At 41.1% G+C, this 22,932-nt stretch carries 17 protein-coding genes, 9 tRNA genes, 2 rRNA genes and 1 pseudogene; 4 read left to right on the top strand and 25 right to left on the bottom strand.

The genetic code is table 11. The features are described 5' to 3' along the window. Positions 1–233: 233 nt before the first annotated feature. The 6 genes from hflX to V3595_RS27025 form a co-directional block, all read right to left on the bottom strand. Complete coding sequence (gene hflX, locus V3595_RS27050; RefSeq protein ID WP_485910918.1) at positions 234–1,499, bottom strand: GTPase HflX; 1,266 nt, start codon at positions 1,497–1,499, stop codon at positions 234–236. A 285-nt stretch (positions 1,500–1,784) separates the two neighbouring features. Then, positions 1,785–3,908: a heavy metal translocating P-type ATPase gene (locus V3595_RS27045; protein ID WP_485910916.1), complete on the bottom strand. Its 2,124-nt coding sequence runs from the start codon at positions 3,906–3,908 to the stop codon at positions 1,785–1,787. Then, entirely contained in the window at positions 3,901–4,272 is a 372-nt protein-coding gene (locus V3595_RS27040) for an ArsR/SmtB family transcription factor (protein WP_485910914.1), read from the bottom strand. The genes V3595_RS27045 and V3595_RS27040 overlap by 8 nt, the downstream gene beginning before the upstream one ends. Before the next feature lie 487 nt (positions 4,273–4,759). Beyond that, complete coding sequence (locus V3595_RS27035) at positions 4,760–4,960, bottom strand: cold-shock protein (RefSeq protein ID WP_034304915.1); 201 nt, start codon at positions 4,958–4,960, stop codon at positions 4,760–4,762. A 321-nt stretch (positions 4,961–5,281) separates the two neighbouring features. After that, positions 5,282–6,976: a methyl-accepting chemotaxis protein gene (locus V3595_RS27030; RefSeq protein WP_485910912.1), complete on the bottom strand. Its 1,695-nt coding sequence runs from the start codon at positions 6,974–6,976 to the stop codon at positions 5,282–5,284. A gap of 84 nt (positions 6,977–7,060) precedes the next feature. Then, positions 7,061–8,158 (bottom strand): ATP-grasp domain-containing protein, encoded by a 1,098-nt coding sequence (locus tag V3595_RS27025; RefSeq protein ID WP_485910911.1) that lies wholly within the window; start codon positions 8,156–8,158, stop codon positions 7,061–7,063. 305 nt (positions 8,159–8,463) lie between these two features. On the opposite strand from V3595_RS27025, the gene V3595_RS27020 reads away from it, so the two are divergent. From V3595_RS27020 to V3595_RS27010, 3 genes and pseudogenes are all read left to right on the top strand, one after another. Continuing rightward, a complete protein-coding gene (locus V3595_RS27020; protein ID WP_485910939.1) occupies positions 8,464–10,215 on the top strand; it encodes an ABC transporter ATP-binding protein in 1,752 nt (583 codons plus the stop codon). Positions 10,216–10,238: 23 nt separating this feature from the next. Then, positions 10,239–10,914, top strand: a pseudogene (locus tag V3595_RS27015) (response regulator). Next, on the top strand, positions 10,911–11,945 hold the full coding sequence (locus tag V3595_RS27010) for a sensor histidine kinase (protein WP_485910909.1): 1,035 nt from the start codon (positions 10,911–10,913) through the stop codon (positions 11,943–11,945). The pseudogene V3595_RS27015 and the gene V3595_RS27010 overlap by 4 nt, the downstream one beginning before the upstream one ends. Positions 11,946–12,087: 142 nt before the next feature. On the opposite strand, the gene V3595_RS27005 is transcribed toward V3595_RS27010, so the two are convergent. From V3595_RS27005 to sigW, 7 genes are all read right to left on the bottom strand, one after another. After that, positions 12,088–12,459 carry an iron chaperone gene (locus tag V3595_RS27005; RefSeq protein WP_485910907.1) on the bottom strand — a complete coding sequence of 124 codons (372 nt, stop codon included), beginning with the start codon at positions 12,457–12,459 and terminating at the stop codon, positions 12,088–12,090. Positions 12,460–12,825: 366 nt separating this feature from the next. Then, positions 12,826–14,628 (bottom strand): glutamine--fructose-6-phosphate transaminase (isomerizing), encoded by a 1,803-nt coding sequence (gene glmS / locus V3595_RS27000; protein ID WP_485910905.1) that lies wholly within the window; start codon positions 14,626–14,628, stop codon positions 12,826–12,828. A gap of 466 nt (positions 14,629–15,094) precedes the next feature. After that, positions 15,095–16,444, bottom strand: coding sequence for a phosphoglucosamine mutase (gene glmM / locus V3595_RS26995; RefSeq protein WP_485910903.1), 1,350 nt, complete (start codon positions 16,442–16,444; stop codon positions 15,095–15,097). A 56-nt stretch (positions 16,445–16,500) separates the two neighbouring features. Next, a complete protein-coding gene (locus V3595_RS26990) occupies positions 16,501–17,865 on the bottom strand; it encodes a CdaR family protein (protein ID WP_485910901.1) in 1,365 nt (454 codons plus the stop codon). Further along, on the bottom strand, positions 17,858–18,682 hold the full coding sequence (cdaA, locus tag V3595_RS26985; protein WP_485910899.1) for a diadenylate cyclase CdaA: 825 nt from the start codon (positions 18,680–18,682) through the stop codon (positions 17,858–17,860). The genes V3595_RS26990 and cdaA overlap by 8 nt, the downstream gene beginning before the upstream one ends. A 219-nt stretch (positions 18,683–18,901) precedes the next feature. Then, positions 18,902–19,525, bottom strand: a complete 624-nt coding sequence (locus tag V3595_RS26980; RefSeq protein WP_485910897.1) for an anti-sigma factor family protein — start codon at positions 19,523–19,525, stop codon at positions 18,902–18,904. 16 nt (positions 19,526–19,541) lie between these two features. Further along, entirely contained in the window at positions 19,542–20,105 is a 564-nt protein-coding gene (gene sigW / locus V3595_RS26975; protein ID WP_048685727.1) for an RNA polymerase sigma factor SigW, read from the bottom strand. A gap of 170 nt (positions 20,106–20,275) precedes the next feature. On the opposite strand from sigW, the gene V3595_RS26970 reads away from it, so the two are divergent. Further along, positions 20,276–20,461, top strand: coding sequence for an aspartyl-phosphate phosphatase Spo0E family protein (locus tag V3595_RS26970; protein ID WP_076372678.1), 186 nt, complete (start codon positions 20,276–20,278; stop codon positions 20,459–20,461). A gap of 137 nt (positions 20,462–20,598) precedes the next feature. Here the strand turns inward: V3595_RS26970 and rocF are convergent, their stop codons facing one another. The 12 genes from rocF to V3595_RS26910 form a co-directional block, all read right to left on the bottom strand. Further along, positions 20,599–21,501 carry an arginase gene (gene rocF / locus V3595_RS26965; RefSeq protein WP_485910895.1) on the bottom strand — a complete coding sequence of 301 codons (903 nt, stop codon included), beginning with the start codon at positions 21,499–21,501 and terminating at the stop codon, positions 20,599–20,601. 208 nt (positions 21,502–21,709) lie between these two features. After that, positions 21,710–21,785, bottom strand: a tRNA-Ala gene (locus V3595_RS26960). Between the two features lie 21 nt (positions 21,786–21,806). Next, positions 21,807–21,878 (bottom strand) — tRNA-Gly (locus V3595_RS26955). A 3-nt stretch (positions 21,879–21,881) separates the two neighbouring features. Further along, positions 21,882–21,956: transfer RNA gene (locus V3595_RS26950), tRNA-Gln, on the bottom strand. Between the two features lie 104 nt (positions 21,957–22,060). Continuing rightward, a tRNA-Tyr gene (locus V3595_RS26945) sits at positions 22,061–22,144 on the bottom strand. An 18-nt stretch (positions 22,145–22,162) separates the two neighbouring features. After that, positions 22,163–22,238: transfer RNA gene (locus V3595_RS26940), tRNA-Thr, on the bottom strand. A 16-nt stretch (positions 22,239–22,254) separates the two neighbouring features. After that, positions 22,255–22,330, bottom strand: a tRNA-Val gene (locus V3595_RS26935). 17 nt (positions 22,331–22,347) lie between these two features. Next, positions 22,348–22,422 (bottom strand) — tRNA-Glu (locus tag V3595_RS26930). A 31-nt stretch (positions 22,423–22,453) separates the two neighbouring features. Further along, positions 22,454–22,526, bottom strand: a tRNA-Thr gene (locus V3595_RS26925). 3 nt (positions 22,527–22,529) lie between these two features. Then, positions 22,530–22,604, bottom strand: a tRNA-Asn gene (locus V3595_RS26920). A gap of 45 nt (positions 22,605–22,649) precedes the next feature. Further along, positions 22,650–22,765: ribosomal RNA gene (rrf, locus tag V3595_RS26915) — 5S ribosomal RNA — on the bottom strand. Between the two features lie 74 nt (positions 22,766–22,839). Next, positions 22,840–22,932 (bottom strand): 23S ribosomal RNA (locus tag V3595_RS26910); the annotation flags it as partial.

Genomic DNA, 22,932 nt, shown 5'->3' with positions numbered 1-22,932 from the left:
TGATTTGTTCCGAAGCCTACTTATCAACACTTTGTCCACATAAAAAAAAGCCCAGAAACTCAATTCAAGGTTTCCTGGGTCTTTTCGCTTTTATCCACAACTTATTCACATATTATATGGCAGTATTCTCTTTGTTTTTGCGGAATAGAAGCATTTCAACAAAAGTTATCCACAACTAGAAATCAACTTTTCCACTTATCAACAAACCGTTAACGATTTATCAACAGGCAGGCTCATTCCGGATGAATAACGTATCGTTTATATTTCTCATAATCCGTTTTCTTGCACTCAAGCTTTATTCGATATCCGTTTGCCTCATATTCAGTTTCCGTTATGTGACCATTTTCATTGAAATAGGAAACCAGCTGCCCTTGATCATATGGAATCAGCATTTCACAGTGAGTATAGTCGACAAAAATATGCTTGCGAATTTGATCGATCAATTCCTCGATGCCGACTTTGTTTTTTGCTGACATATATACAGAGTCACGATTCACCTTAGGGATTTCCAAATCGGTAAGGTCCGCTTTATTATAGGCAAAAATCGTCGGAATCCCTTTAATGCCTATCTCATTTAAAGTCTTATCCGTTATCTCTATTTGCTGCTCATGATTTGGATTGGAAAAATCGACAACATGGATCAACAGATCCGCTTCTACCACTTCTTCTAGTGTTGATCGGAATGCTTTCACGAGATGATGGGGCAATTTAGACACAAATCCCACCGTATCAGTCAATAAAAATTCCTTATTATCCGGCAGCGGAATGTTTCGGACGGATGTTTCAAGCGTAGCGAACAGCATATCCTTCTCAAACACCTGCTTTTCTGCTGTTGGATGGAACATCTCGATCAAAGCATTCATGATCGAAGATTTACCTGCATTGGTATAACCGACCAAGGATACGACAGGGATGGCATTCTTTTTCCGCTGTTTCCTCTGCGTTTGCCGGTGTGCAACAAGGTCTTCCAGTTCCTTATTCAAAACACTTATATTTTCCTCGATTCTCCTGCGGTCAAGTTCTAACTGCTTTTCACCTGCACCTTTGTTTGTACCGACCCCGCCACTCTGACGCCCTAATGACTCCCTCAAACCTACGAGACGCAGGAGCATATACTGCAGCTTCGCCACTTCTACCTGAAGCTGTGCTTCCTTCGTTTTCGCCCGATGCGCGAAGATGTCCAGAATCAAGATTGTCCGGTCAATCACCTTGCAATCCATGTCCCTCTCCAGATTACGAAGTTGCGAAGGGGAGAGCTGATCATTAAAAATGACGACATTAGCTTCTTTATACTCAACGAGATTTTTTACTTCCTCGATCTTCCCGGTACCGATAAAATGTGATGAGTTCACCCGATGCAAATTTTGTGTGATGGTCCCTGCAACCTCTACCTCACATGCTTCCGTTAAATTGGCCAATTCCTCCATCGAATACTCAAAATCCTTTGAACCGTTGAGATTAACTCCAACCAAGATTGCCCTTTGCTGTAATTCCATCATTTCAATTCCCTTCCGTACATACCTTACTCCCTATATTATACTTAAACAAACCTATCATGCTGCCTAAAAGCCAGCCACATTGTAGCATACCAGACATCGCTTGCATAAACGATTGCTGCCAAAGCAAAGTGTTTTCATTGGACCTCCTTTTACAAAAAAATAAAATTAAGCAAAAATTAACAGGACCGATTATTTTTTTTCAAAGTTTCACATGAAACAATTGGAAAGCTCTTAAATAAAAGCTCCCTGGTGCACCTTAAGATGCGCCAGGGAGCCCATATTATTCTATTCTTTTATTCTCAACAACCTAAGACTGTTCAAGGTCACTAATAACGTCGCACCCATGTCGGCAAAAATCGCCATCCAAAGTGTTAACCAGCCCGGCGCTATCAATAATAAGGCCAGGATTTTAATCACCAATGAAAACGTGATGTTCTGCTTTATGATTTTTAATGTTTTGCGGCTTAAGCGGATTGTATAAGGCAGCTTCGATAAGTCATCACCCATTAAGGCGATATCGGCAGTTTCAAGGGCCGTATCTGTGCCCGCCCCGCCCATTGCGATTCCTACCGTGGAAGCTGCCAAGGCCGGAGCATCATTGACACCATCGCCTACCATGGCCACTCGATCATATTTTTGTTTCCATCGTTTGATCATGGTCAATTTATCCTGCGGCAATAGCTCCGCCTCAATCTCATGAACGCCAGCTGCCGCTCCAATTGCTTTTGCTGTTCCGATATTATCGCCAGTCAGCATGATCGTTTTTTCAATGCCCAATTCATGCAGTTTCCGAATCGCTTCCTTACTGCTTTCCCTTATTTCATCCGACACAGCGATCAGTGCCAGGAGCTTCACTTGATCACCAAGCACCATCACCGTTTTCCCTGTATTTTGAAAGCCGCTGATTAATTTACGCACATCATCAGAGAAAACTATACCTGGCTCTTCTTCAAAAAGATGGGGCTTACCAATGTAATAGATTTCTTGATTGATTTTCCCTTTTATGCCTTTACCGGTAATCGCAGTAAAATCCTCTACCAATAAAGAATGATAGTCCACATCGTGGTTTTCCGCCTTTTGAAGAATGGCCGTGGCAAGGGGGTGCTGTGATCTGCTTTCTAAAGCAGCAGCGATAGCCAGCACGTCCTGTTCATTCAACACATCAGATAACACCTTGAAATCAGTCACCTCAGGTACGCCCTTTGTTAAAGTACCCGTTTTGTCAAACGCGATTGCCTTTAAGGCTCCCGCTTCCTCCAAATGGACCCCGCCTTTAATCAGCACACCATGTTTCGCAGCATTTCCGATAGCTGTCACGATGGCGATGGGCGTAGAAATGACCAAAGCACAGGGACAGCCGACAACCAGTACAGCCAATCCCCGGTAAATCCATTCACTCCAATCCCCGTTCATCACAATCGGGGGTAATACGGCAATGGCCAAGGCAATGAGCATGATGGCCGGCGTATAGAATTTTGCGAATTTATCCACGAATGCTTGGGAAGGGGCCTTTTCGGCCTGTGCTTCTTCAACAAGGTGGATGATTTTTGCAATCGTCGTATCCTCGACTCTCTTCGTGACCTCCACTTCGAGCAGCCCTTCACCATTTAAGGTTCCGGCAAACACTTCACCCTCAACCGTTTTAAAAACCGGCTCGGATTCCCCAGTAATGGCTGCTTGATTAAGTGTCGAGGCCCCTTTCATGATCCGGCCATCCATTGCAAGCTTTTGACCCGGTTTAACGATCATGATGTCGCCCACTCCAATCTCATCAACAGCAACCATCATTTCGTGATGCCCTCTCAGGATCAATGCTTCTTTAGGTGCGATGTTCATTAATGATTCGATGGAATTACGGGCTTTATCCATCGAATATTTTTCCAATGCTTCACTTATCGCAAATAGAATGACGACGGTAGCGCCCTCGCCCCATTCACCAAGCACTGCCGCTCCGATGATGGCAACCGTCATAAGGGTGTGCATATCAAAGCGAAGCCTTACAAGGTTTTTCAATCCATTGACAAATAATGAATATCCTCCAACTATGATTGCAGCCGCATAACCGATTACCGGCATGATGCTTCCATCAGCATAGCGATTATCCAATATCCAGCTGACCAGCAATAGGAAAACCGAAAACACCACTTTAATATTTTCTTTTTGCTTCCAAAATGGTTCCTTTTGCGTTACCTGTTCCTGTTCACCGCGGATCTTCAGATTATCAAAGGCTCCCGCCTTTTCAATCTCTTCAATGGTCGCGCTGCCCTGTACCGCAATCTTCGAGGCACCAAAGTTGATTTTGGCATCCTTCACACCCTCTAGTTCACGGACATTGTTCTCAAATTTAGCCGCACAATTCGTGCAGGATAGACCCTGGATACGATATGTTTTCATTGGGGACTCAGCCATCGACCCTTACCTCCTGCTGATGTTCTAACGCAATGAGAATCAACTGCTTTATATGGTGATCATCCAAAGAATAAAAAGCCAACTTTCCTTCTTTTCGGTATTTTACGATTGCGTGTTTATAAAGGGTCCGAAGATGATGTGACGTTGTTGCCATCGAAGCACCAATGATATTGGCCAGATCGCACACACACAATTCCTCGTCCGTACAGAGCGCATAAGTTATCTTCGCCCTATTTTCATCGCCTATAACTTTAAACAGCTTCGACATGCTGGATATATCCACCTGGCTCATTTCTACTTGAATGCGATTAACCTTCACTTCATCATGCAGGTGAACATCACATATATCTTTCAGTTCCGTCATCTTCTCACACCTCTCATTCAAATCTTCGTTTGATTATAATATAACACAATTCCCTGAATATTCAAATCTATATTTGAATGTATTGGATCCTTTCTCCTTCCTCCAAGTTAGTGAAGGTGGCCTATATGTCTTTATATGTGGGCCATCGTTTTTTTGTTTCACTCCCCTGGGATTTTTCTGAACAAAAAGGTTATGCTGTCCTCTTTCCTATATTCAGGCGAAAAAAAAGAAGGGACATAAATTCCTTTACGCCCCTTCAATCCAATGATTTCAGTAATTACCTATCGATACCTTGATAAGTATAATATATTTAATTTAGTATTTTTTAGAAAAACTATGATATACTTAGTCAAACCTTTTTAAGCGTTTTACTTTACTTGTACCATTTACCCTGCTTATCGTTGAGCAGGGTTTTTTGTTATGTATTTTCACAAAACAAAAAAAGACAGACCCTATAACAAGGATCCGTCTTTTTTTGTTTTTGAAATTATGCTTTTTGAACGTTAGAAGCTTGAGGTCCGCGTTGACCTTGTTCTACTTCAAAAGTAACTTCTTGACCTTCGTCTAAAGATTTGAAACCTTCGCTTTGGATAGCTGAGAAATGTACGAATACGTCGTCTCCGTTTTCGCGTTCGATGAATCCAAAACCTTTTTCTGCGTTAAACCATTTTACTTTACCTTGTTCCATTGTTGTTGCCTCCTAGTGCATCTAAGCACAATGTATTACTATCCTTGCTCTAAGTCATCATCGAAAACGAAAAGTAGTACTTTTAGTATCCTTAGTACCGAACAAAAATAATTAAGACTAAGCATAACATTAAATGGTAGCGATTGCAAATGGTTTGGATAAACTTTTTTCCAGCAATTTTTAATACTCTCTCAATTCGATGAAAAAATAAGCAGTAACGAAAGTGACTCTATCTATTACACATGAACTCTTTCATGCATTCATCCAAACAAAAACCTCTCGTTATAACGAAAGGTTTTTGTAGATGTTTACATCAAATATTTATTTTTCGGTAATGAACTTCTCTACCATTTCTTCTAAAATCGCCGATTCATTTGCTAAATCTTGATTTTGTTCCTTCAATCCAGTCATTATGGTACTTTGTTGAATGGCAGCTGACGAGATTTGCTCCGTTGTTGCGACTCCTTCTTCTGAAATCGCCGCAATTTCCTGAATGGATGCCAGGCTTTCATCCGAAGACTCATTGATTTTTTTCGAATGGGCGGCTAATTGTTCCGTGCCTTTCAGCAATTTCTCTACGGATTCAAATATCTTATTGAAAATCTCGCCATTGTTTTCCACTAAGGAAACACCATTTAATATATCCTGAAAACTCTCATCATTATTTTGGATGACTTTGGCTGTTTGTTCATTAATCCGCATAATGGATTCTGAAATGATATCGATGGATTCATCTGTTTGCACAGCCAATTTTTGCACCTCTTGAGCGACTACGGCAAAACCTCTGCCCGCATCCCCCGCCCGTGCCGCTTCAATGGAAGCATTCAGGGATAGCAGGTTCGTTTGAGAAGCAATCACCCTAATTAGACCAATCACTTCATTTATCTTCACTACATCCTCTTCCAGGCTCACCAAATTGGCTTTGTTCGCTTGGCCGTTTTCCATGATTTTATCCATCTGGCTCGTTACATCTTGCACTTGCTTACTTCCTTGTTCAGCAAGTGTATTCGTATGCATCGTAAATTCATTCATTTCATTCGTTTGCTCGTTCATCAAACGGATTGTATCCGATAAGTCACTGATCATATTGGAAATTCGGTCAATATGATGGGCACGTTCTTCCGAAGCTTTTGCTTCTTCCGTTGTCCCCGTCACTATCTGGCCATAGGATTCCACCATCTCTTCAAAGGATTGCTGAATGGACACTGTCGTTTGATTCATCGTTTGGGCATGTTCACGGACATTCTGGATAATATGCGCCAAACTTAATCTCATATCTTCAAATCCATTTGACAGATCGCCAATCTCATCCTGTCTACCAACGGGAATCGATTTACTTAAGTCCCCTTTTGCCATTTCATTCGTGTAACCAACAAGTTCATTGACGGGTCCCGAAATCTTTTTCCCGATGACAACGGCGCATAACACACCTAATATAATGGCACTTGCCAGAAATAAGATATTATAGAATATCATTGTGCTTTTCAATTCATCAATGAATTTTGCATCCATATCGATTCCGACAATCGCGTCCGTTCCATCGATTGGCGTAAAGTATGACTTGTGTGTACCCCACTTATCTTTATATATTTCACTTAATACATCTTCTTTTCCATTTATCGATTTTGCCTGTTCCGGCGTGAAGGGGGATTCCACCATGTAGTCCTCGCTGCCGTTCAAGGCTACAATCATGTCATTATCGTTCTCCCGCTTCAAAACATAAACATATTCGATTCCCTTTTTATCTTTAACAAAGGCATCCAACTCCCGCTTAATCTCTTCTCCCCGTACCGAAGCCTTGTTTATCAAAGTGGGATTGAGGCTTGCTGCCAAACTGTGGGCATTTTCAGAAAGACGATCATCGAATTGCGGAAGGACATTCTCATTGATCATTTTATTAGTAATATAGGAAAAGCAAAGGCCCATGGCCCCTGCGAAAAGTACGAAAGGAATAATATAAAACAAGAATAGTTTTGCCAATAGAGATTTTTTAGGATTCAGCTTTGAAAATCTCATTTCCATGCCCCCCTTAGTTGAAAACCAGGTGTTTTATAGTCAAATATGGTATTAAATCCAAATGAAGCAATAGGAGATTTTTATTCAAATCCTCACTTCTATAAAAGATGATGGCCATGCTCCGGTCATTTTGGAAAGGAAGCTGCCTATATTCCAAAAAATGTTCGAATTCATGACGAAGTCCTTCATGATCAATACGTGCAACATCTTCCAGATTGATTTCCAGTGGAACCTCTGCAAAGAAAAAGCTATATATATGATCGTCCATTCTTCCAATATCCGATTCCAATCGGGTTTCGTTCCTGAAAAATAGTGTTCATACATATTCATACCATAGGCATGGTAACCTAGATCCGTTGTACCCGCCCCGGCAAAACGCAAGGGATTGATTTCGATGGGTATCACCCGGTTTCCTTTTTTGCGAATTTCAAAGTGTACCGGGTAATTCCTAAGTGGAAGGACCGTTTGGATATTCCTCATGAACTTTAGTGCATCATGATAGATTTCATTAATGACCAACTTCGAAGTATAATAAATTCGATCGGAAGTATCGTAATCATCCTTGAATAGTCGCTTAAAGACATTCAAAATGACCGGTTCACCATCTTGATTGTAATAACCATCAATGGCATACTCTTCACCCTGAATCCACTCTTCTATTAAAACGGTCTGGGAACCGATCACCTCTGAATCATATAATCCATCCGAATGAAGTAAATCCGCTTTAAGCTGGTTCACGGCTATATCCCAATCCTGCTCATTCTTGACTTTGTGCACCCCTACACTTGAATAGCCAATATTGGGTTTGATAACTACCGGAAACGGTATTTGATTTTTATCCAGGTCACTTATAATGGATAAATCAATATCTTGGAAATAGAAATCAGGATATAAAGATTTCGTCAAATTTCGTACCTGACTCTTATCCTTCAATAACTTTGACCAAATGTATTCATTGCTATTCGGTTGAAAATGACCTAATAATGTTATGCCATTTTCAGAGTTTGTAAGAATTCTTTTGTCCATTTCCATGGACTTGAAAAATTCTGTATCCTTTTGAATGTTTAGCTTTTCTGATGTTAATCTATCTCTCCATTGCCCTTGTTCCAGCACTGGAATTTGCTTTTCCTCTAACACCTTTAGAAGAATTGGCGACACAATGGACTCATTCAAAATAATCATTTTTTCCACCTAACTTATACTGTTTTTTGTATCTCCATATTTAATCGGTTAAAACCGGTAAGTTTTTAGCTTATATAGGTATTTATTATTAAAAATCAAGATACCACTATTTCTTTTTACCTATCCGACCTAGTCTTGAGATCCTAAAAAAAGCCGACACTATTTTAAGTGTCCGCCATATTTTTTCAACTTTATCATTCAGAAAAGGTTCACCAGAATTTTCGTGGAATAACTAAGACTAGTTCATATTCAATTCATAACTTCTTTATATACTTCTCTGTAATGAAAATCAAGAAAGGATGTATATACATATGTCAGAAGCAAAAAATCAAAAAGGATGCCGCCAGTTCATTCGGTTGGTTCAACAGACGAAGCCTTCTAAACTAATGATAGGGATTGCATTAGCATTAAGCCTAGGTACAACAGGTGTAGGTTTATTAGTCCCTTTATTCACAAAAAATCTAATTAATGATTTTTCAATCAGTTCACTAAGCACTGAACGGATCACACTTCTCGTTCTTGCCATCATTGTTCAAGCATTGGCCAGTGGATTTTCCATCTATTTATTAAATCGGATCGGTCAATCTGTAGTGGCGGGTATCCGCGATCAACTATGGAAAAAATTACTCGTATTACCCGTGAGTTATTTTGATGAACATCCATCGGGGGAAACAGTCAGCCGAATGACAAATGATACAACTGTAGTTAAGGGATTAATTTCTGAACACCTCTCAAATTTCGTTACTGGAATCATTTCCATCGTAGGCTCCATGATCGTGTTATTCGTATTGGATTGGAAAATGACATTATTGATGTTCACTGTAATTCCACTCTCTGTTTTGATATTAATGCCATTAGGGAAAAAAATGCATAAAATTTCAAAAGGGATGCAGGACGAGACAGCAAGCTTCACCGCAGTCCTTCAGCAGGTGCTAACGGAAATACGCCTTGTTAAAGCTTCGAATGCAGAAGCTTTGGAATATCAAAATGGAAAAAAAGGAATCCATAAATTATTTCAATTCGGATTAAAAGAGGCAAAAATCCAAGCGTTGATTGCGCCGCTAATGAGTTTTGTAATGATGGCATTACTCGTGCTGATTTTAGGTTATGGGGGAATGCGCGTTTCTTCAGGAGCCCTGACAGCTGGAGCTCTAGTTGCATTCATCATGTATCTTTTCCAAATAATCATGCCAATGGCTCAATTAGCCAGTTTCTTTACACAATTCCAAAAAGCAACGGGTGCAACAGAGCGCATCATTTCCATTCTGGATTCAGTGGAGGAAGAAGATGCGATGCAGCCAGTTCAAAATATAAGTCAATCAATCAGCGTGGAGAACCTGAACTATAGTTATAATAATGGAGAACAGATACTTAAAGATATAAGCTTTAACGTTGAAGCCGGAAAGGTCACTGCAATTGTCGGCCCAAGCGGCAGCGGAAAAACGACCCTTTTTTCGTTATTCGAGCGTTTCTATAAACCACAGCAAGGGTCCATTTCCATAGGCGGGAAATCCATAAATGATTTCACACTGCTTTCATGGAGAAGCCAAATTGGATATGTTTCACAAGAAAGCCCGATTGTATCAGGTACAATTCGAGATAATATTTGTTATGGCATCGATCGGGATATAACGGATGGGGAATTAAATCAAGTGGCTAAAATGGCGTATGCAGATCAGTTCATATCTGATCTTCCGAACGGATATGATACAGAGGTTGGTGAAAGGGGCATGAAATTATCAGGCGGTCAAAGACAAAGAATCGCGATCGCTCGTGCATTTTTAAGAAACCCCAAAATATTAATGCTTGATGAAGCTACCTCCAGCCTAGACAGCAAATCAGAAAAAGTGGTTCAACAGGCATTGAATGATTTAATGAAAGGCCGAACAACAATAGTCATCGCCCACCGCCTATCGACCGTTATCGGTTCAGATCAAATCATCTTCCTTGAAAAAGGGAAAATAACAGGTAGTGGAACACATAAAGAGCTATATAATACGCACTCACTATATCGCGAATTTGCTGAACAGCAGTTGCACAAACTTGAACTGGCCTAATTCACCGAAAGGAAAGAAGAAGGATGACAAAAATATTGATAGTCGATGATGATGCACATATTCGCGAACTTATAAACCTGTTGTTAAGAAAAGAAGGATTCGATTTTATATGAAGCCTCAGATGGACTGCAAGCATTGAAAGTAATGGAGAAAGTGAAAATCGATTTGGCAGTCATCGACATTATGATGCCTAACATGGATGGATGGCAATTATGCAAGGAGTTACGGGAATTTAGTGATATCCCCATTTTAATGCTGACTGCAAAAGGGGAAACAACACAGAAAGTAAAAGGTTTCGGGCTTGGGGCAGATGATTATCTTGTAAAGCCATTTGAACCGATCGAATTGATTCTGAGAATAAAGGCATTACTAAAACGCTATAAAATCACTATTTCACAAACATTAAATATCGGTGAATTAAAGATGAATCGCAACACACATGAAATTTCATTCAAAGAACAGGAATATACGATTCCCTTAAAAGAATTCGAATTGTTGTTTAAATTAGCAAGCTATCCTGGAAAAACTTTTTCCAGGGAATATCTTATCGAAGACATTTGGGGCTATGATTATGAAGGTGATGAACGAACTGTCGATGTTCATATTAAAAGAGTGCGAGAACGGTTTTCAGAATCGGAATTCCCCTTCCGGATTAAAACGATTTGGGGATTGGGCTACCGTTTGGAGATAACGAGATGAGAAGCAATCGATTTTTCAAACAAATGTTTGGCACGCTATTTTTTGTTACGTTTATTTCAATTTGCTTTTCCGCCGGTTATTATATCATTGAACTATTGCCCTTAAGGTTAACCGATTATGTTCGGTTTCTGGCCACTATCATGACAAGCATCGCAATCATGATATCCATCGGTTACCTTATCCGCGCTATCCATAACAATAAACGGGTAAATATTTACCTCGAGATCATAGATGCCTTAAGGAAAATAGCAAATGGCGATTATAATGTACAATTGGATTTTAAAACGGGCAAGAAAAACGAAATGACGGATATCATTAACCACTTCAATCACATGGCCAAGCAATTGAAGCAAATGGAAGAAATGCGGCAGGAATTCATCTCTAACGTCTCACACGAAATACATTCGCCCCTTACCTCCATTGTAGGATTTGCCCAAGCTCTTCAATTTAATAAGCTGACAATCGAAGAACGAAATCATTATCTTCATATAATTGAGACAGAGAGCCGGAGATTATCTAAATTAAGTGATAACCTTCTAAAGCTTACATCCCTTGAATCCGAGCATCACCCTTTTGAAAGGTCAAGTTTCCGGCTGGATCAGCAAATACGAACCATTATTTTGGCTTGTGAACCCGCTTGGTTGGAAAAAGAACTCGAATTGGATATATCCTTAGAAAAGGTTCCAATAGTTGCTGACCAGGATTTAATGAGCCAAGTATGGACGAATTTAATACACAATAGTATCAAATTCACCCGCCATCGCGGAAAGATCACGATTCGATTACAACAGATTGATAGCCTGGCATCCATAACGATATCCGACAATGGAATCGGCATTTCCGAAGCCGACCAGTTCCATATATTCGAGCGATTCTATAAAGCCGACCTGGCAAGGGAACGCTCAAAAAGCGGCAGCGGTCTAGGTCTATCCATCGTGAAAAGAATTATAGAGATGCATGAAGGGACAATATCCGTGAAAAGTGAACTCGAAAAGGGAACGACCTTCACCATTATGCTTCCTAATTCGTGAAGGGTTTTGTGATTTTATAGTTCATTTTTAATTTTCAGTAATATAAAACAGCTGCAATGGCAGCTGTTTTTAAAATCTATTTGTTGGTTTAGAATAAAATTTTGATTAAAATTAATTACACCCTTGATAATCCGATTTTTTTTTATTTCCGCCAAAAAGTTGAACAGTCTGCCTTATCAAAAATATTAAACTCTATCATTTTCTCAAGTAATGAATAATCAACCGGACTGTCCCACTTGATACGTACCAACTGCTTGGTGTGATCATAGCCAGCCTGCACGATTTTTTCTGAAAAATGATCAATCCCTGCCTTTTCAGGGGCAACAGCCAAATGATGTTTGGCTACGCTAAAGCCAATAATATATGTGTCATGATCGGTAAACATAGGCTGATTCCACGCAATTTTGGGCATTAAATTTGGAAATTTCTTAGTTACCCAAGCAAAGACTTCTTCCGTTTTTTCCCTATGTTGCGGGTTATCAATATTCGCTAAAAATTCTGCAAAAACTTCCATGTTATTCTCTCCTAAATTAAAAAAATTTTATAAAGACTTCATTTTCAACATCGCCTAAATTTAATGCCAATATGGGTTTCTTTCAACAATGCACCATAGGAAGATCTTTAACTTTGCTCTAATGGATGCCGTGATTACCTGCTGATGGATTTGATAGATTGCATTAAACAACTTTATTGTCACTGCACACCTTTTCCTATTCCTTGGCCTGCTTTAAACCACTTGTCAACTTGAGAGGTTCTCATTGTTTTAGACAAAAAAATACCCCTTTGGCTAATCATAGCCAAAGGGGTAAAGCTTCGCAACTTTTTATAAACAGTTAATCTTTATTTAGATTTACTTAACATACATTGCATTCATTCCAACTTACTCAACCGTTACACTTTTCGCAAGATTACGCGGTTTATCCACGTCACATTCGCGGTGCAAGGCTGCGTAGTAAGCAATGAGCTGCAGCGGGATAACAGAGATAAGGGGTGTTAATAGTTCATTCACTTCTGGGATGACGAAACGGTCATCCTCTTCTTCAAGCCCCTTCATGGAAATGATGCAAGGGTTGGCGCCTCGGGCAACCACTTCCTTCACATTACCACGGATGCTTAGGTTGACGCCTGCTTGCGTAGCAAGTGCTATGACAGGTGTACCTTCTTCAATCAAGGCGATCGTTCCATGTTTAAGCTCTCCGCCAGCAAAGCCTTCAGCCTGGATGTATGAAATTTCCTTCAGCTTAAGGGCCCCTTCAAGCACGACATAGTAGTCAAGGGAACGGCCGATGAAGAAGCAGTTTCTCGTTACGGACAAATATTCACGGGCAATGTCTTCCATCTCTTCTTTCGAATCACATAGGGCTTCCATTGCCGTCGCAACGATTCCAAGCTCTTTTACAAGGTCGAAACCATACTCCATGTTACGGAATTGGCCAGTAACATTTGCCAAGATTGATAAGACTGCCACTTGAGCTGTGTAGGCCTTTGTAGAGGCAACGGCAATTTCAGGGCCAGCATGCAGCAAGAGCGTATAATCCGCTTCACGTGACAATGTAGAGCCAGGTACGTTCGTGATGGTCAGGGCTTTATGACCAAGCGCTTTGATGGACACTAATACGGCACGGCTATCTGCAGTTTCACCACTTTGTGAAATGAAGATGAATAACGGTTTTTTCGATAATAACGGCATATTGTAAGTGAATTCCGATGCCACATGTACCTCAACCGGAATTTCAGTCATTTTTTCGATGAATTGCTTACCAATCAACCCTGCATGATAGCTGGTTCCGCAAGCAATAATATAAATACGGTCAGCCTCACTTACGGCTTCAGTAATGTTATAATCGATTGCAAGTTTACCTTCTTCATTTTGGTATGCTTGAATGATTTTACGTATGACAGCTGGCTGCTCGTCGACTTCCTTAAGCATATAGTGAGGATACGTACCTTTTTCAATATCACTCGCATCCAGTTCAGCAGTGTATGGAACACGCATAACTTCTTCGTTGGAAAGGTTCTTGATCGTTACCTTTTCATTTGTAACGATGACCATTTCCTTATCCATCAGTTCAAGGAATTGATCTGTGACTTGCAACATCGCCATTGCATCCGAAGCGACAACGTTAAAGTCTTTTCCGACGCCGATCAGCAGCGGGCTTTTATTTTTTGCGACTAAGATGGTTTCATCATTTTCAGCATCCAATAGGGCAATTGCATATGAACCCTCTAATAGAGTGAGTGTTTGACGGAACGCCTCTTCCACTTCCATGCCCTCGTTCACGAACTTCTCTATCAGTTGAACGATGACTTCCGTATCCGTTTCACTTTTAAAGGCAACATCCTTCAAATATTCACGTTTTAGAATCGCATAGTTTTCAATGACCCCATTATGAACTAAAGTCAATCGACCTGAATTACTTTGGTGAGGATGGGCATTTTCACGGCTTGGCACACCATGGGTGGCCCAGCGCGTATGTCCAATTCCGGTATGTGCCATAGTATTTTCATCCACGGCTGCTCGTAAGTCCGCGATTCTTCCCTTTTCCTTAAAGATTGTCACGCCTGCTTCATTTCTCACAGCAATCCCTGAAGAGTCATAACCGCGATATTCAAGTTTTTCAAGACCTTTTAATAAAATTTCCTTTGCATCGTTAAGTCCAATATATCCAACAATTCCACACATAATTTCTGTTCCTCCAACCGATTCGAGGGAACAGGAATGCACGGGGGCATCCCTGCCCCCTCATCTCTGATATATATTTTTATAAAGGAAATGCCCTAAAGCACTTTTTCCCATTGTGCACTTCCAACCCTTTGTGCAGTAAGTTGCCCTACTGTTTTAAGATTGGAATTATTGCGGCTGTGCACTTCAGCCGGGAGGTATCCGCCGATCATTCGATAAACCTCCTCCTCGTCAACTAAGCCATTTCTCGTCCAGACTTAGTTCAGGCGCTTTTGTGAATCCGTTTCTCCTTGCCTACCCTCCTTTTTAAAACAACCATTTTCAAGAAAATAAGTTGTAAATCAGGATAATCATACCTTAAACAAGGGACATAGGTCAATTATTTATTACCAAGACCTGCGAAAAAGAACTTCTTTATAAAAATATGCATAAAAGGAAATTTCGTTCCTTTTATGCATAGGATTGGTTATTCGTTTATTCCCATTTCCGCTCTTACAACTGCGACGATCCGATCTACATAATTAGTGCATTCCTCAACTGTCGGTGCTTCAGCCATAACACGGACTAGCGGTTCAGTACCGGATGGTCTCACCAAAATACGGCCGTTCCCGTTCATTTCCCCTTCAACAGCCTTGATGACTTCCTGTACCTTATCATTATCGGTTACAGCGTGTTTATCGGTAACCCTTACATTGATAAGCGTTTGTGGATATTTCTTCATCTCGCCAGCAAGCTCCGATAAGGTTTTTTGGGTATCGCTCATGATGTTCACAAGCTGTAAGCCCGTCAATAAACCATCACCTGTCGTGTTATAGTCCAGGAAGATGATATGTCCGGATTGTTCACCGCCAAGGTTATAGCCGCCTTTTCGCATCTCCTCGACCACATAGCGATCCCCCACTGCCGTCTGGGCGCTTTGTATGCCATGCTCTTCAAGACCTTTATAAAAACCAAGGTTGCTCATGATCGTAGAAACCACTGTTCCCTGTTTCAGACGGTTATTTTCTTTCAAGTATTTCGCACAGATATACATGATTTGGTCGCCGTCCACTATATTTCCTTTTTCATCTATGGCAATGACACGGTCTCCGTCACCATCGAAAGCAAGTCCAACATCCGCACCTTTTTCTTTTAAGAATTCAGCAAGTGCTTCAGGGTGAGTGGAACCTACCTTATCATTAATGTTCAAGCCATTAGGCGATGCCCCCATTGTAGAGATGTCTGCATCAAGATCTGCAAACAGATGCATAGCCAAGGCAGATGTCGCCCCATGTGCACAATCAAGAGCAACATGAATGCCTGTAAAGTCTTCATCCACTGATTGTTTCAAGTACTGGAGATACTTTTGCCCTCCTTCGAAATAATCGTTCAAATGGCCTAAATCTCCGCCAACCGGGCGTGGAAGTTCATCCTTTTCCATATCTAATAGTGCTTCAATTTCCGCTTCTTGATCATCGGATAACTTAAACCCATCCGGTCCAAAGAATTTAATGCCATTATCCGCTACCGGATTATGCGAAGCGGAAATCATGACACCTGCTTCAGCACTTAAGGCCTTTGTTAAATAGGCAACTCCCGGTGTCGAAATGACCCCAAGGCGCATCACTTCAGCCCCAATGGATAAAAGACCGGCAACAAGCGCACCTTCCAGCATTTCACCTGAAATACGAGTATCGCGCCCTATCAGCACTTTGGGTTTTTCTGTATTTCTAGTAAGAACATAGCCACCAAAACGGCCTAGTTTAAATGCCAACTCCGGTGTTAATTCGCTATTCGCTATACCCCTTACTCCGTCTGTTCCAAAATATTTACCCATCTTTATCGCTCCTTCTTCGAATCGTTACTGAATTAAATGATGATGTTAAAGCAAGGTCATGTCTCTTCGTCTTTTTGTGTGATGGTGACCGAAATCGTTTCAGAATCCAGTTCCCATTCCATTCCCTCAGGCACTGATACCGCCAATTCCACATCATGCGTACCTTCATCTAAATTACTCACATCTACTGTAAGATTAATGTCGTCTTTAGTTATTTTCTTCAAATCATCCGCCTCACCAAGCAAAGTGATGCTAGTTACATCGGATTCCAATTCGGCATCTTGGTCATCCTGTATGCCCACAGGCACAATTTGTATATTGTTGAAAGTTTTAGACTCAATGGCAGCAGTTTCATCTTTTTCTTTTTCTGCTTCTTCTTCGACTACTTGCTCTTCTTGTTTTTGTTCAGTTTCAGGTTCTTCCTCTTCTACGACTGGCTCTGCACTCTCTTCATCCACATCAACTTTCTCGGTGCGAATCTTGACCTTTACCTTACCCAAGGACATTTTTTGTACACTTTCCGGTTTATTAAGATCGAGTTCCAGTTCTGTATCACCATCGATTTTCGAGATATTTACAGGAAGATTTATTTCATCTATTTTCTCCAGGTCCGATTCCGAACCGAATAAGGTGACCTCTTTTGGGTCGACACTCATACTTGTGATCCTGATGCCATCCTTTGTCTTGCCAGTTTGGTTCGGTTCTATAGAAACCGTCTTGGAAGGAATGCTCACTTTTAAGGAAACGGCAACTGAAGATGGCTCAATCGTGACATCCAGCTTATTCAAGTCCCTGTCCAGGGCTTTAACGGTTGCCTTGCCGTTCACCGTTTCGTTAAGTCCCTTACTTATTTCAAGGTTTGCCTTTACATACGAAATTTGTTCAATCGCATCTTTAGCACCCGTTATTTTGACAGTTTTCGGGCTGACTGTTGGCTGACCAGCGGTATATCCCTCTTCAAGTAAAGAGCTATTATACTCGGCTTCAACGGAGAATTCCTTCGTTACCCGTTCCTGAACGTTGACTTCGGCATATTCCGGATCGATCGTCGCCACTAACTTTTCATTCAACTCACTTATTTTAAATGTGACAGTTCTGTCCCCCATTGAGATTGCAGGATCAGAAAGGTCTACATACACTTTAAAGTCCCTTTGGTTTTTCGCATTTATCAAGAGGCTTTTTGCTCCCTTAAGCGTAACATCAACCGTCTCCGGCACTCCGCTCACCACTAGATTCTCACGGTCATAGTAGACTTCAACCGGTACATTTTCGATGGTCTCCGTACTGATTTCAGGGGCTGTCGATAAACCAAGCGATTTTTTATCCGACTCCATCTCAAAGTTAATGGAAATGAACAAAAGTGCTGCCAAGGCAAAAGCTACGATTCTCATAAACCAAGCACTATTGGTGAATTTATCCATTCTTTTTCCCCCTCCAGTTAAAGATGCTTGAGGAAGTTGATTTGATGTTTTCCACTACCAGTTCACTTGTAAGCATGGCCTTAAATGATTCTTGATTCAAATCCCGGTAAAGTTCCCCGTTTTTAGTGACGGATATTCCTCCCGTTTCTTCTGAAACGACAATCGTAAGACTATCCGTAACTTCACTCATGCCTATGGCTGCCCTATGCCGTGTGCCAAGTTCCTTTGAAATGAATGGACTCTCTGATAATGGCAAATAGCAGGCTGCAGCCGCCACCTGGTTATTTTGCAAAATAACTGCGCCATCATGGAGCGGCGTATTAGGGATGAAGATATTAATGAGCAGTTCTGAAGAAATATAGGATTTTAGGGGTATCCCCGTTTCAACATAATCCCCAAGCTCCGTACCTTTTTCTATCGTAATCAAGGCTCCTATACGCCTTTTTGCCATATAGGTGGACGCCTTTAGGATTTCTTCGACTAAACGCTCTTGCTGATTCTCTTCTGGAACGGTGCCCCTTGCAAAGAGCTTCCCGCGTCCTAATTGTTCAAGTGCCCTTCTCAGTTCAGGTTGAAAAATGACGAGAATCGCCAATACTCCCCAATTCATGACTTGTGCCATTAACCATCCGAGTGTATTGAAACCAAACAGGTTGCTTAAGCTTTTTACAATGACAATTACAAAAATTCCTTTTAGCAGCTGAATAGACTTCGTGCCTCGAATAATAGTTAACAATTTATATATCACAAACCATACAAGGAGAATATCAATGAAATTTACTACATAGTCCCAAACTGTCAAATTGGTTAAAGACATGTTGTTTCCTCCAGTCAGTATTACTCCAAATACCAATTACAATCTATATACGATAACCTTAATAGTATACCATTTTTTAAATGATACATCTAAAAACTAGTGTGAGAAATTTACATAGGAAAAAAGGATCATGAAAAATGATTCCCCTTTACTTTAAAAAATAAAGCTGAGCGAGGTCACCGTAAGTGAAAAACGGTGCCCCCTCCCAGCTTCTATTCCTTATTCCTTTTTCTCCTCTTTAGCAGGAACCAACGAGGTTGCAGTGTCCTTTACTTTATACCACATCCACTCAAAAGCTTGGTCAATAACATGGATGCTCCCAGTCACATTCCCTGCTTTAGACATATATTTATGCCCATTTATGACTGTTACATCTCCCTCTACTTCACCATCTATTTGAATGTTACCATTTTGAACTACCACATTTCCCTTGATTGTCTCACCCTCAGGCACAATCACCGTTTCACCATCGACCACTAAGTTAGGCTGCTTTGATACTGAAAAATGTTCGTCCTGATTATAAGTGGAAAAAACAGATCCTGTCATCAATATGATGAACATCGCTGCCGCTGTCATGAAGGGATGGCTTTTGAACCAACGTTTGGCACCTGTTGTTTTCGTTTCCTTTGGCAATTGAGCCATAACATTTGCTGTAAAGTCATCAGGGGCCTTTATATGGGAAGTGCTTTGTACAAGAGCGACCGCCTTTTTCATTTCATGAAAGTAATCCCGGCATTCAGCACAGTTATGCAAGTGCTCCCGTAAAACTTCTTTATGCTCCGGTTTGATGTCCTCATCTAAATAATCATGCATATATTCAATGATTTCCTCATGGCAGTTCATTTTTCTCACCTTCTTTTTATAAATGGCGTAGTTGTTTACGCAAGGCTTCCCGACCGCGATGTATCCTCGTCTTAACCGTACCGACCGGCAAATCGAGTATTTCACTGATTTCCTTTAATGATAACTCTTCAATATACTTCAATACGATTACCGATCGGTATTTCTCGGGCAATTTCATTATTTCCACTTGAATCGTTTCCTGCAGTTCTAAAGATTCAACTTCTTCCTCGGGTTTCGCCATATCCGATGCAATTTGGGAATACATATTCAATCCCTCTGTTCCTGCCACCTCTGCATCCAGATAGTAGTCCGGTTTTTTCTTGCGAAGCCGGTCAATACAAAGATTGGTCGCAATCCGATATAACCATGTAGAAAATTTCATAGTTATATTGAAACTCCGAATATTCACGTAGGCCCTTACAAAGGCCTCTTGTGCCAAATCTTCTGCTTCTTGCCTGTTTCCGAGCATCCTGAAACATATTTGGAAAACTTTGTCCTTGTAAATTTCGACAATTTCTCCAAATGCATTATGGTCTCCCTTTAATACTTGATTAATTCTCTCTTTAATGAGTGCATCCATTTTCCGGTATTACCCCCGCTCATGCGGCTATACGATTACTACGAATCGTAAGCTAAAAGGTTTCAAAAATTTAATACATTAATTTTAACAAAGTTTTACATTTTATGTTTAAGAAAAAAAAAACAGGGCTATATAGTAAGAAATTGTAAAATTCAAGGGAGTGATTCTATATGACTGCTGAACAAATTTTAGACCATATTGAACAATACAGACAGAAGATGATGTTTTTGGCTTCTCGTTCTTCGATGGTGGATAATGAGGTTGTTGAAGTTAGCAGCAAACTGGATTCTTTAATCATCCAATACATCCATTTAACTAAAAATGGAGATCTCACAGACAGACGTGCTCTCAAGTGAATACGGATATACGATTGCAACCATCTATCTATAACTATGTTCCTGTTACATACACCCTGGAAAATAAACCTACGTCTTCTAGCATATAAAAAACAGTAACCCATTACAAGCCGGTTACTGTTTCTTTTAATTTTCAGTTATAATAATTTTTCTCCAAATAGCGAACCCATTAGGGCCACGGCAACGATCGCCGTCTTATTTCGCTCATCTAAAATGGGATTCACCTCTACGAATTCAGCTGATGTAATCAAGTTGGATTCCGCAAGCATTTCCATGGCCAAATGACTTTCCCGATAGCTTATACCACCAATCACCGGTGTCCCCACTCCGGGTGCATCTGCTGGGTCAACTCCATCCAAATCCAATGAAAGGTGGACGCCATCCGTTCTTTCCCTTAGGTAATCAATGCATTCTTCCATGACCCGTGTCATTCCCAAACGGTCGATCTCATGCATCGTGAATACCTTAATCCCTTTCTCACGGATAAGTTCTTTTTCCCCTTCATCCAATGACCTTGCCCCAATTATTACGATGTTTTCCGGTTTCACTTTTGGAGCAAAACCATGGATATTGATTAGGTCCGGATGTCCAAGCCCGATACTGACAGCCAGGGGCATACCGTGTATATTCCCGGATGGTGAAGTATCTTCCGTATTTAAATCCCCGTGTGCGTCGTACCAAATCACACCTAATTTTTCATAGTGCTTTGAGACTCCTGCCAATGTACCTATGGCTATCGAATGGTCTCCTCCCAATACAAGCGGAAAGGAGCCTCCTTCTATTATTTCATCAACTTTTGTGGCAAGCAGGGTGTTACCCTTTGCTACAAGCTGTAAGTTTTTTAGATTTGTCCCAGGCTCATCTGCATTTTCAGGACGCCCCACAATTATATCCCCTAAATCCTCTACTTCTATATTCAACCTTTCAAGCCGCTCGACAATCTCTGCGCAGCGAATGGCACTAGGTCCCATATCAACCCCTCGCCTTGCTTGACCAAGGTCCATAGGCAACCCGATGACGGAAATTTTCTGAATAGACATACAATTCCCCCTTTCCACCATTTTATATCGTATATGCCGGTTGGTTCAACTCGACATTTCCATGTATAAAGATGCACGTTTTCCTATCACATATGTTTTTGGGGAAAGAAGATCTTTCTTGCGATTAGTATACCCAACTATGCCTTAAACAAAAAAAAGTCTTAAACCATTTTTGGCTTAAGACGTAAGTTTTGGTGTATGTAGTTGATGGTGGAGCCTAGCGGGATCGAACCGCTGACCTCCTGCGTGCAAGGCAGGCGCTCTCCCAGCTGAGCTAAGGCCCCTAAGGGATATGAAATATATTAAGCGGAAGACGGGATTCGAACCCGCGACCCCAACCTTGGCAAGGTTGTATTCTACCACTGAACTACTTCCGCAAATGGCTGGGCTAGAAGGGATCGAACCTTCGCATGACGGAATCAAAATCCGTTGCCTTACCGCTTGGCTATAGCCCAATATATGATATGCAATAATTAATATTCAACAAAATAAAAAGGTGGTAATCATATAATTCCCCAATAAAGAGAATATATAACTGATCCACAGGATTTTATTAAAATGGTGGAGGGGGGCAGATTCGAACTGCCGAACCCAAAGGAGCGGATTTACAGTCCGCCGCGTTTAGCCACTTCGCTACCCCTCCGCAATATATGGTTGTAAATGGTGCCGGCAAGAGGACTTGAACCCCCAACCTACTGATTACAAGTCAGTTGCTCTACCAGTTGAGCTACACCGGCAAGTAAAAAATTGAAATGGTGGAGGATGACGGGATCGAACCGCCGACCCTCTGCTTGTAAGGCAGATGCTCTCCCAGCTGAGCTAATCCTCCGGATTAATGATTTAAAATGGTGACCCGTACGGGATTCGAACCCGTGTTACCGCCGTGAAAGGGCGGTGTCTTAACCGCTTGACCAACGGGCCGAACTGTTTTGTGTTCATAGATAGATTGGGAAGCTCCCAAGCGGATTCGAACCGCTGACCTCTTCCTTACCATGGAAGTGCTCTACCTACTGAGCTATGGAAGCATATGGCTCCGCAGGTAGGACTCGAACCTACGACCGTTCGGTTAACAGCCGAATGCTCTACCACTGAGCTACTGCGGAATAATATAATGTTTCCTAAAACCCATTTAAAGATTTAAATGAACAGCCTGGCAACGTCCTACTCTCACAGGGGGAAACCCCCAACTACCATCGGCGCTGAAGAACTTAACTTCCGTGTTCGGAATGGGTACGGGTGTGACCTCTTCGCCATCATTGCCAGACTATATTCATTTTTGAAGAATTTTCATTCCTTCAAAACTAGATAATAAGAAGGTATTTCATTTTTTTTAAAGCGTTGGTTAAGTCCTCGATCTATTAGTATCAGTCAGCTCCACATGTCACCATGCTTCCACCTCTGACCTATCAACCTGATCATCTTTCAGGGATC

Source organism: Bacillus sp. CFBP9009 (assembly GCF_036541465.1).
In the GTDB taxonomy this organism is placed as follows: Bacteria; Bacillota; Bacilli; order Bacillales; family DSM-1321; genus Peribacillus.
The sequence above is the reverse complement of the archived record's forward strand: the minus strand, read 5'-3'. Positions and strand labels throughout refer to the sequence as shown.

Coding starts and splice junctions, on each gene's coding strand:
- V3595_RS26980 (WP_485910897.1), bottom strand. CDS start 19,525: ATGAACTGCCATGAGGAAATCATTGAATATATGCATGATTATTTAGAT.
- glmS (WP_485910905.1), bottom strand. CDS start 14,628: ATGTGTGGAATTGTTGGATATATTGGACTTAACGATGCAAAGGAAATT.
- glmM (WP_485910903.1), bottom strand. CDS start 16,444: ATGGGTAAATATTTTGGAACAGACGGAGTAAGGGGTATAGCGAATAGC.
- V3595_RS27045 (WP_485910916.1), bottom strand. CDS start 3,908: ATGGCTGAGTCCCCAATGAAAACATATCGTATCCAGGGTCTATCCTGC.
- V3595_RS27005 (WP_485910907.1), bottom strand. CDS start 12,459: ATGGAAGTTTTTGCAGAATTTTTAGCGAATATTGATAACCCGCAACAT.
- rocF (WP_485910895.1), bottom strand. CDS start 21,501: ATGTCTATTCAGAAAATTTCCGTCATCGGGTTGCCTATGGACCTTGGT.
- hflX (WP_485910918.1), bottom strand. CDS start 1,499: ATGATGGAATTACAGCAAAGGGCAATCTTGGTTGGAGTTAATCTCAAC.
- sigW (WP_048685727.1), bottom strand. CDS start 20,105: ATGGATGCACTCATTAAAGAGAGAATTAATCAAGTATTAAAGGGAGAC.
- V3595_RS27025 (WP_485910911.1), bottom strand. CDS start 8,158: ATGATTATTTTGAATGAGTCCATTGTGTCGCCAATTCTTCTAAAGGTG.
- V3595_RS26970 (WP_076372678.1), top strand. CDS start 20,276: ATGACTGCTGAACAAATTTTAGACCATATTGAACAATACAGACAGAAG.
- V3595_RS27040 (WP_485910914.1), bottom strand. CDS start 4,272: ATGACGGAACTGAAAGATATATGTGATGTTCACCTGCATGATGAAGTG.
- V3595_RS27010 (WP_485910909.1), top strand. CDS start 10,911: ATGAGAAGCAATCGATTTTTCAAACAAATGTTTGGCACGCTATTTTTT.
- V3595_RS27035 (WP_034304915.1), bottom strand. CDS start 4,960: ATGGAACAAGGTAAAGTAAAATGGTTTAACGCAGAAAAAGGTTTTGGA.
- V3595_RS26990 (WP_485910901.1), bottom strand. CDS start 17,865: ATGGATAAATTCACCAATAGTGCTTGGTTTATGAGAATCGTAGCTTTT.
- cdaA (WP_485910899.1), bottom strand. CDS start 18,682: ATGTCTTTAACCAATTTGACAGTTTGGGACTATGTAGTAAATTTCATT.
- V3595_RS27030 (WP_485910912.1), bottom strand. CDS start 6,976: ATGAGATTTTCAAAGCTGAATCCTAAAAAATCTCTATTGGCAAAACTA.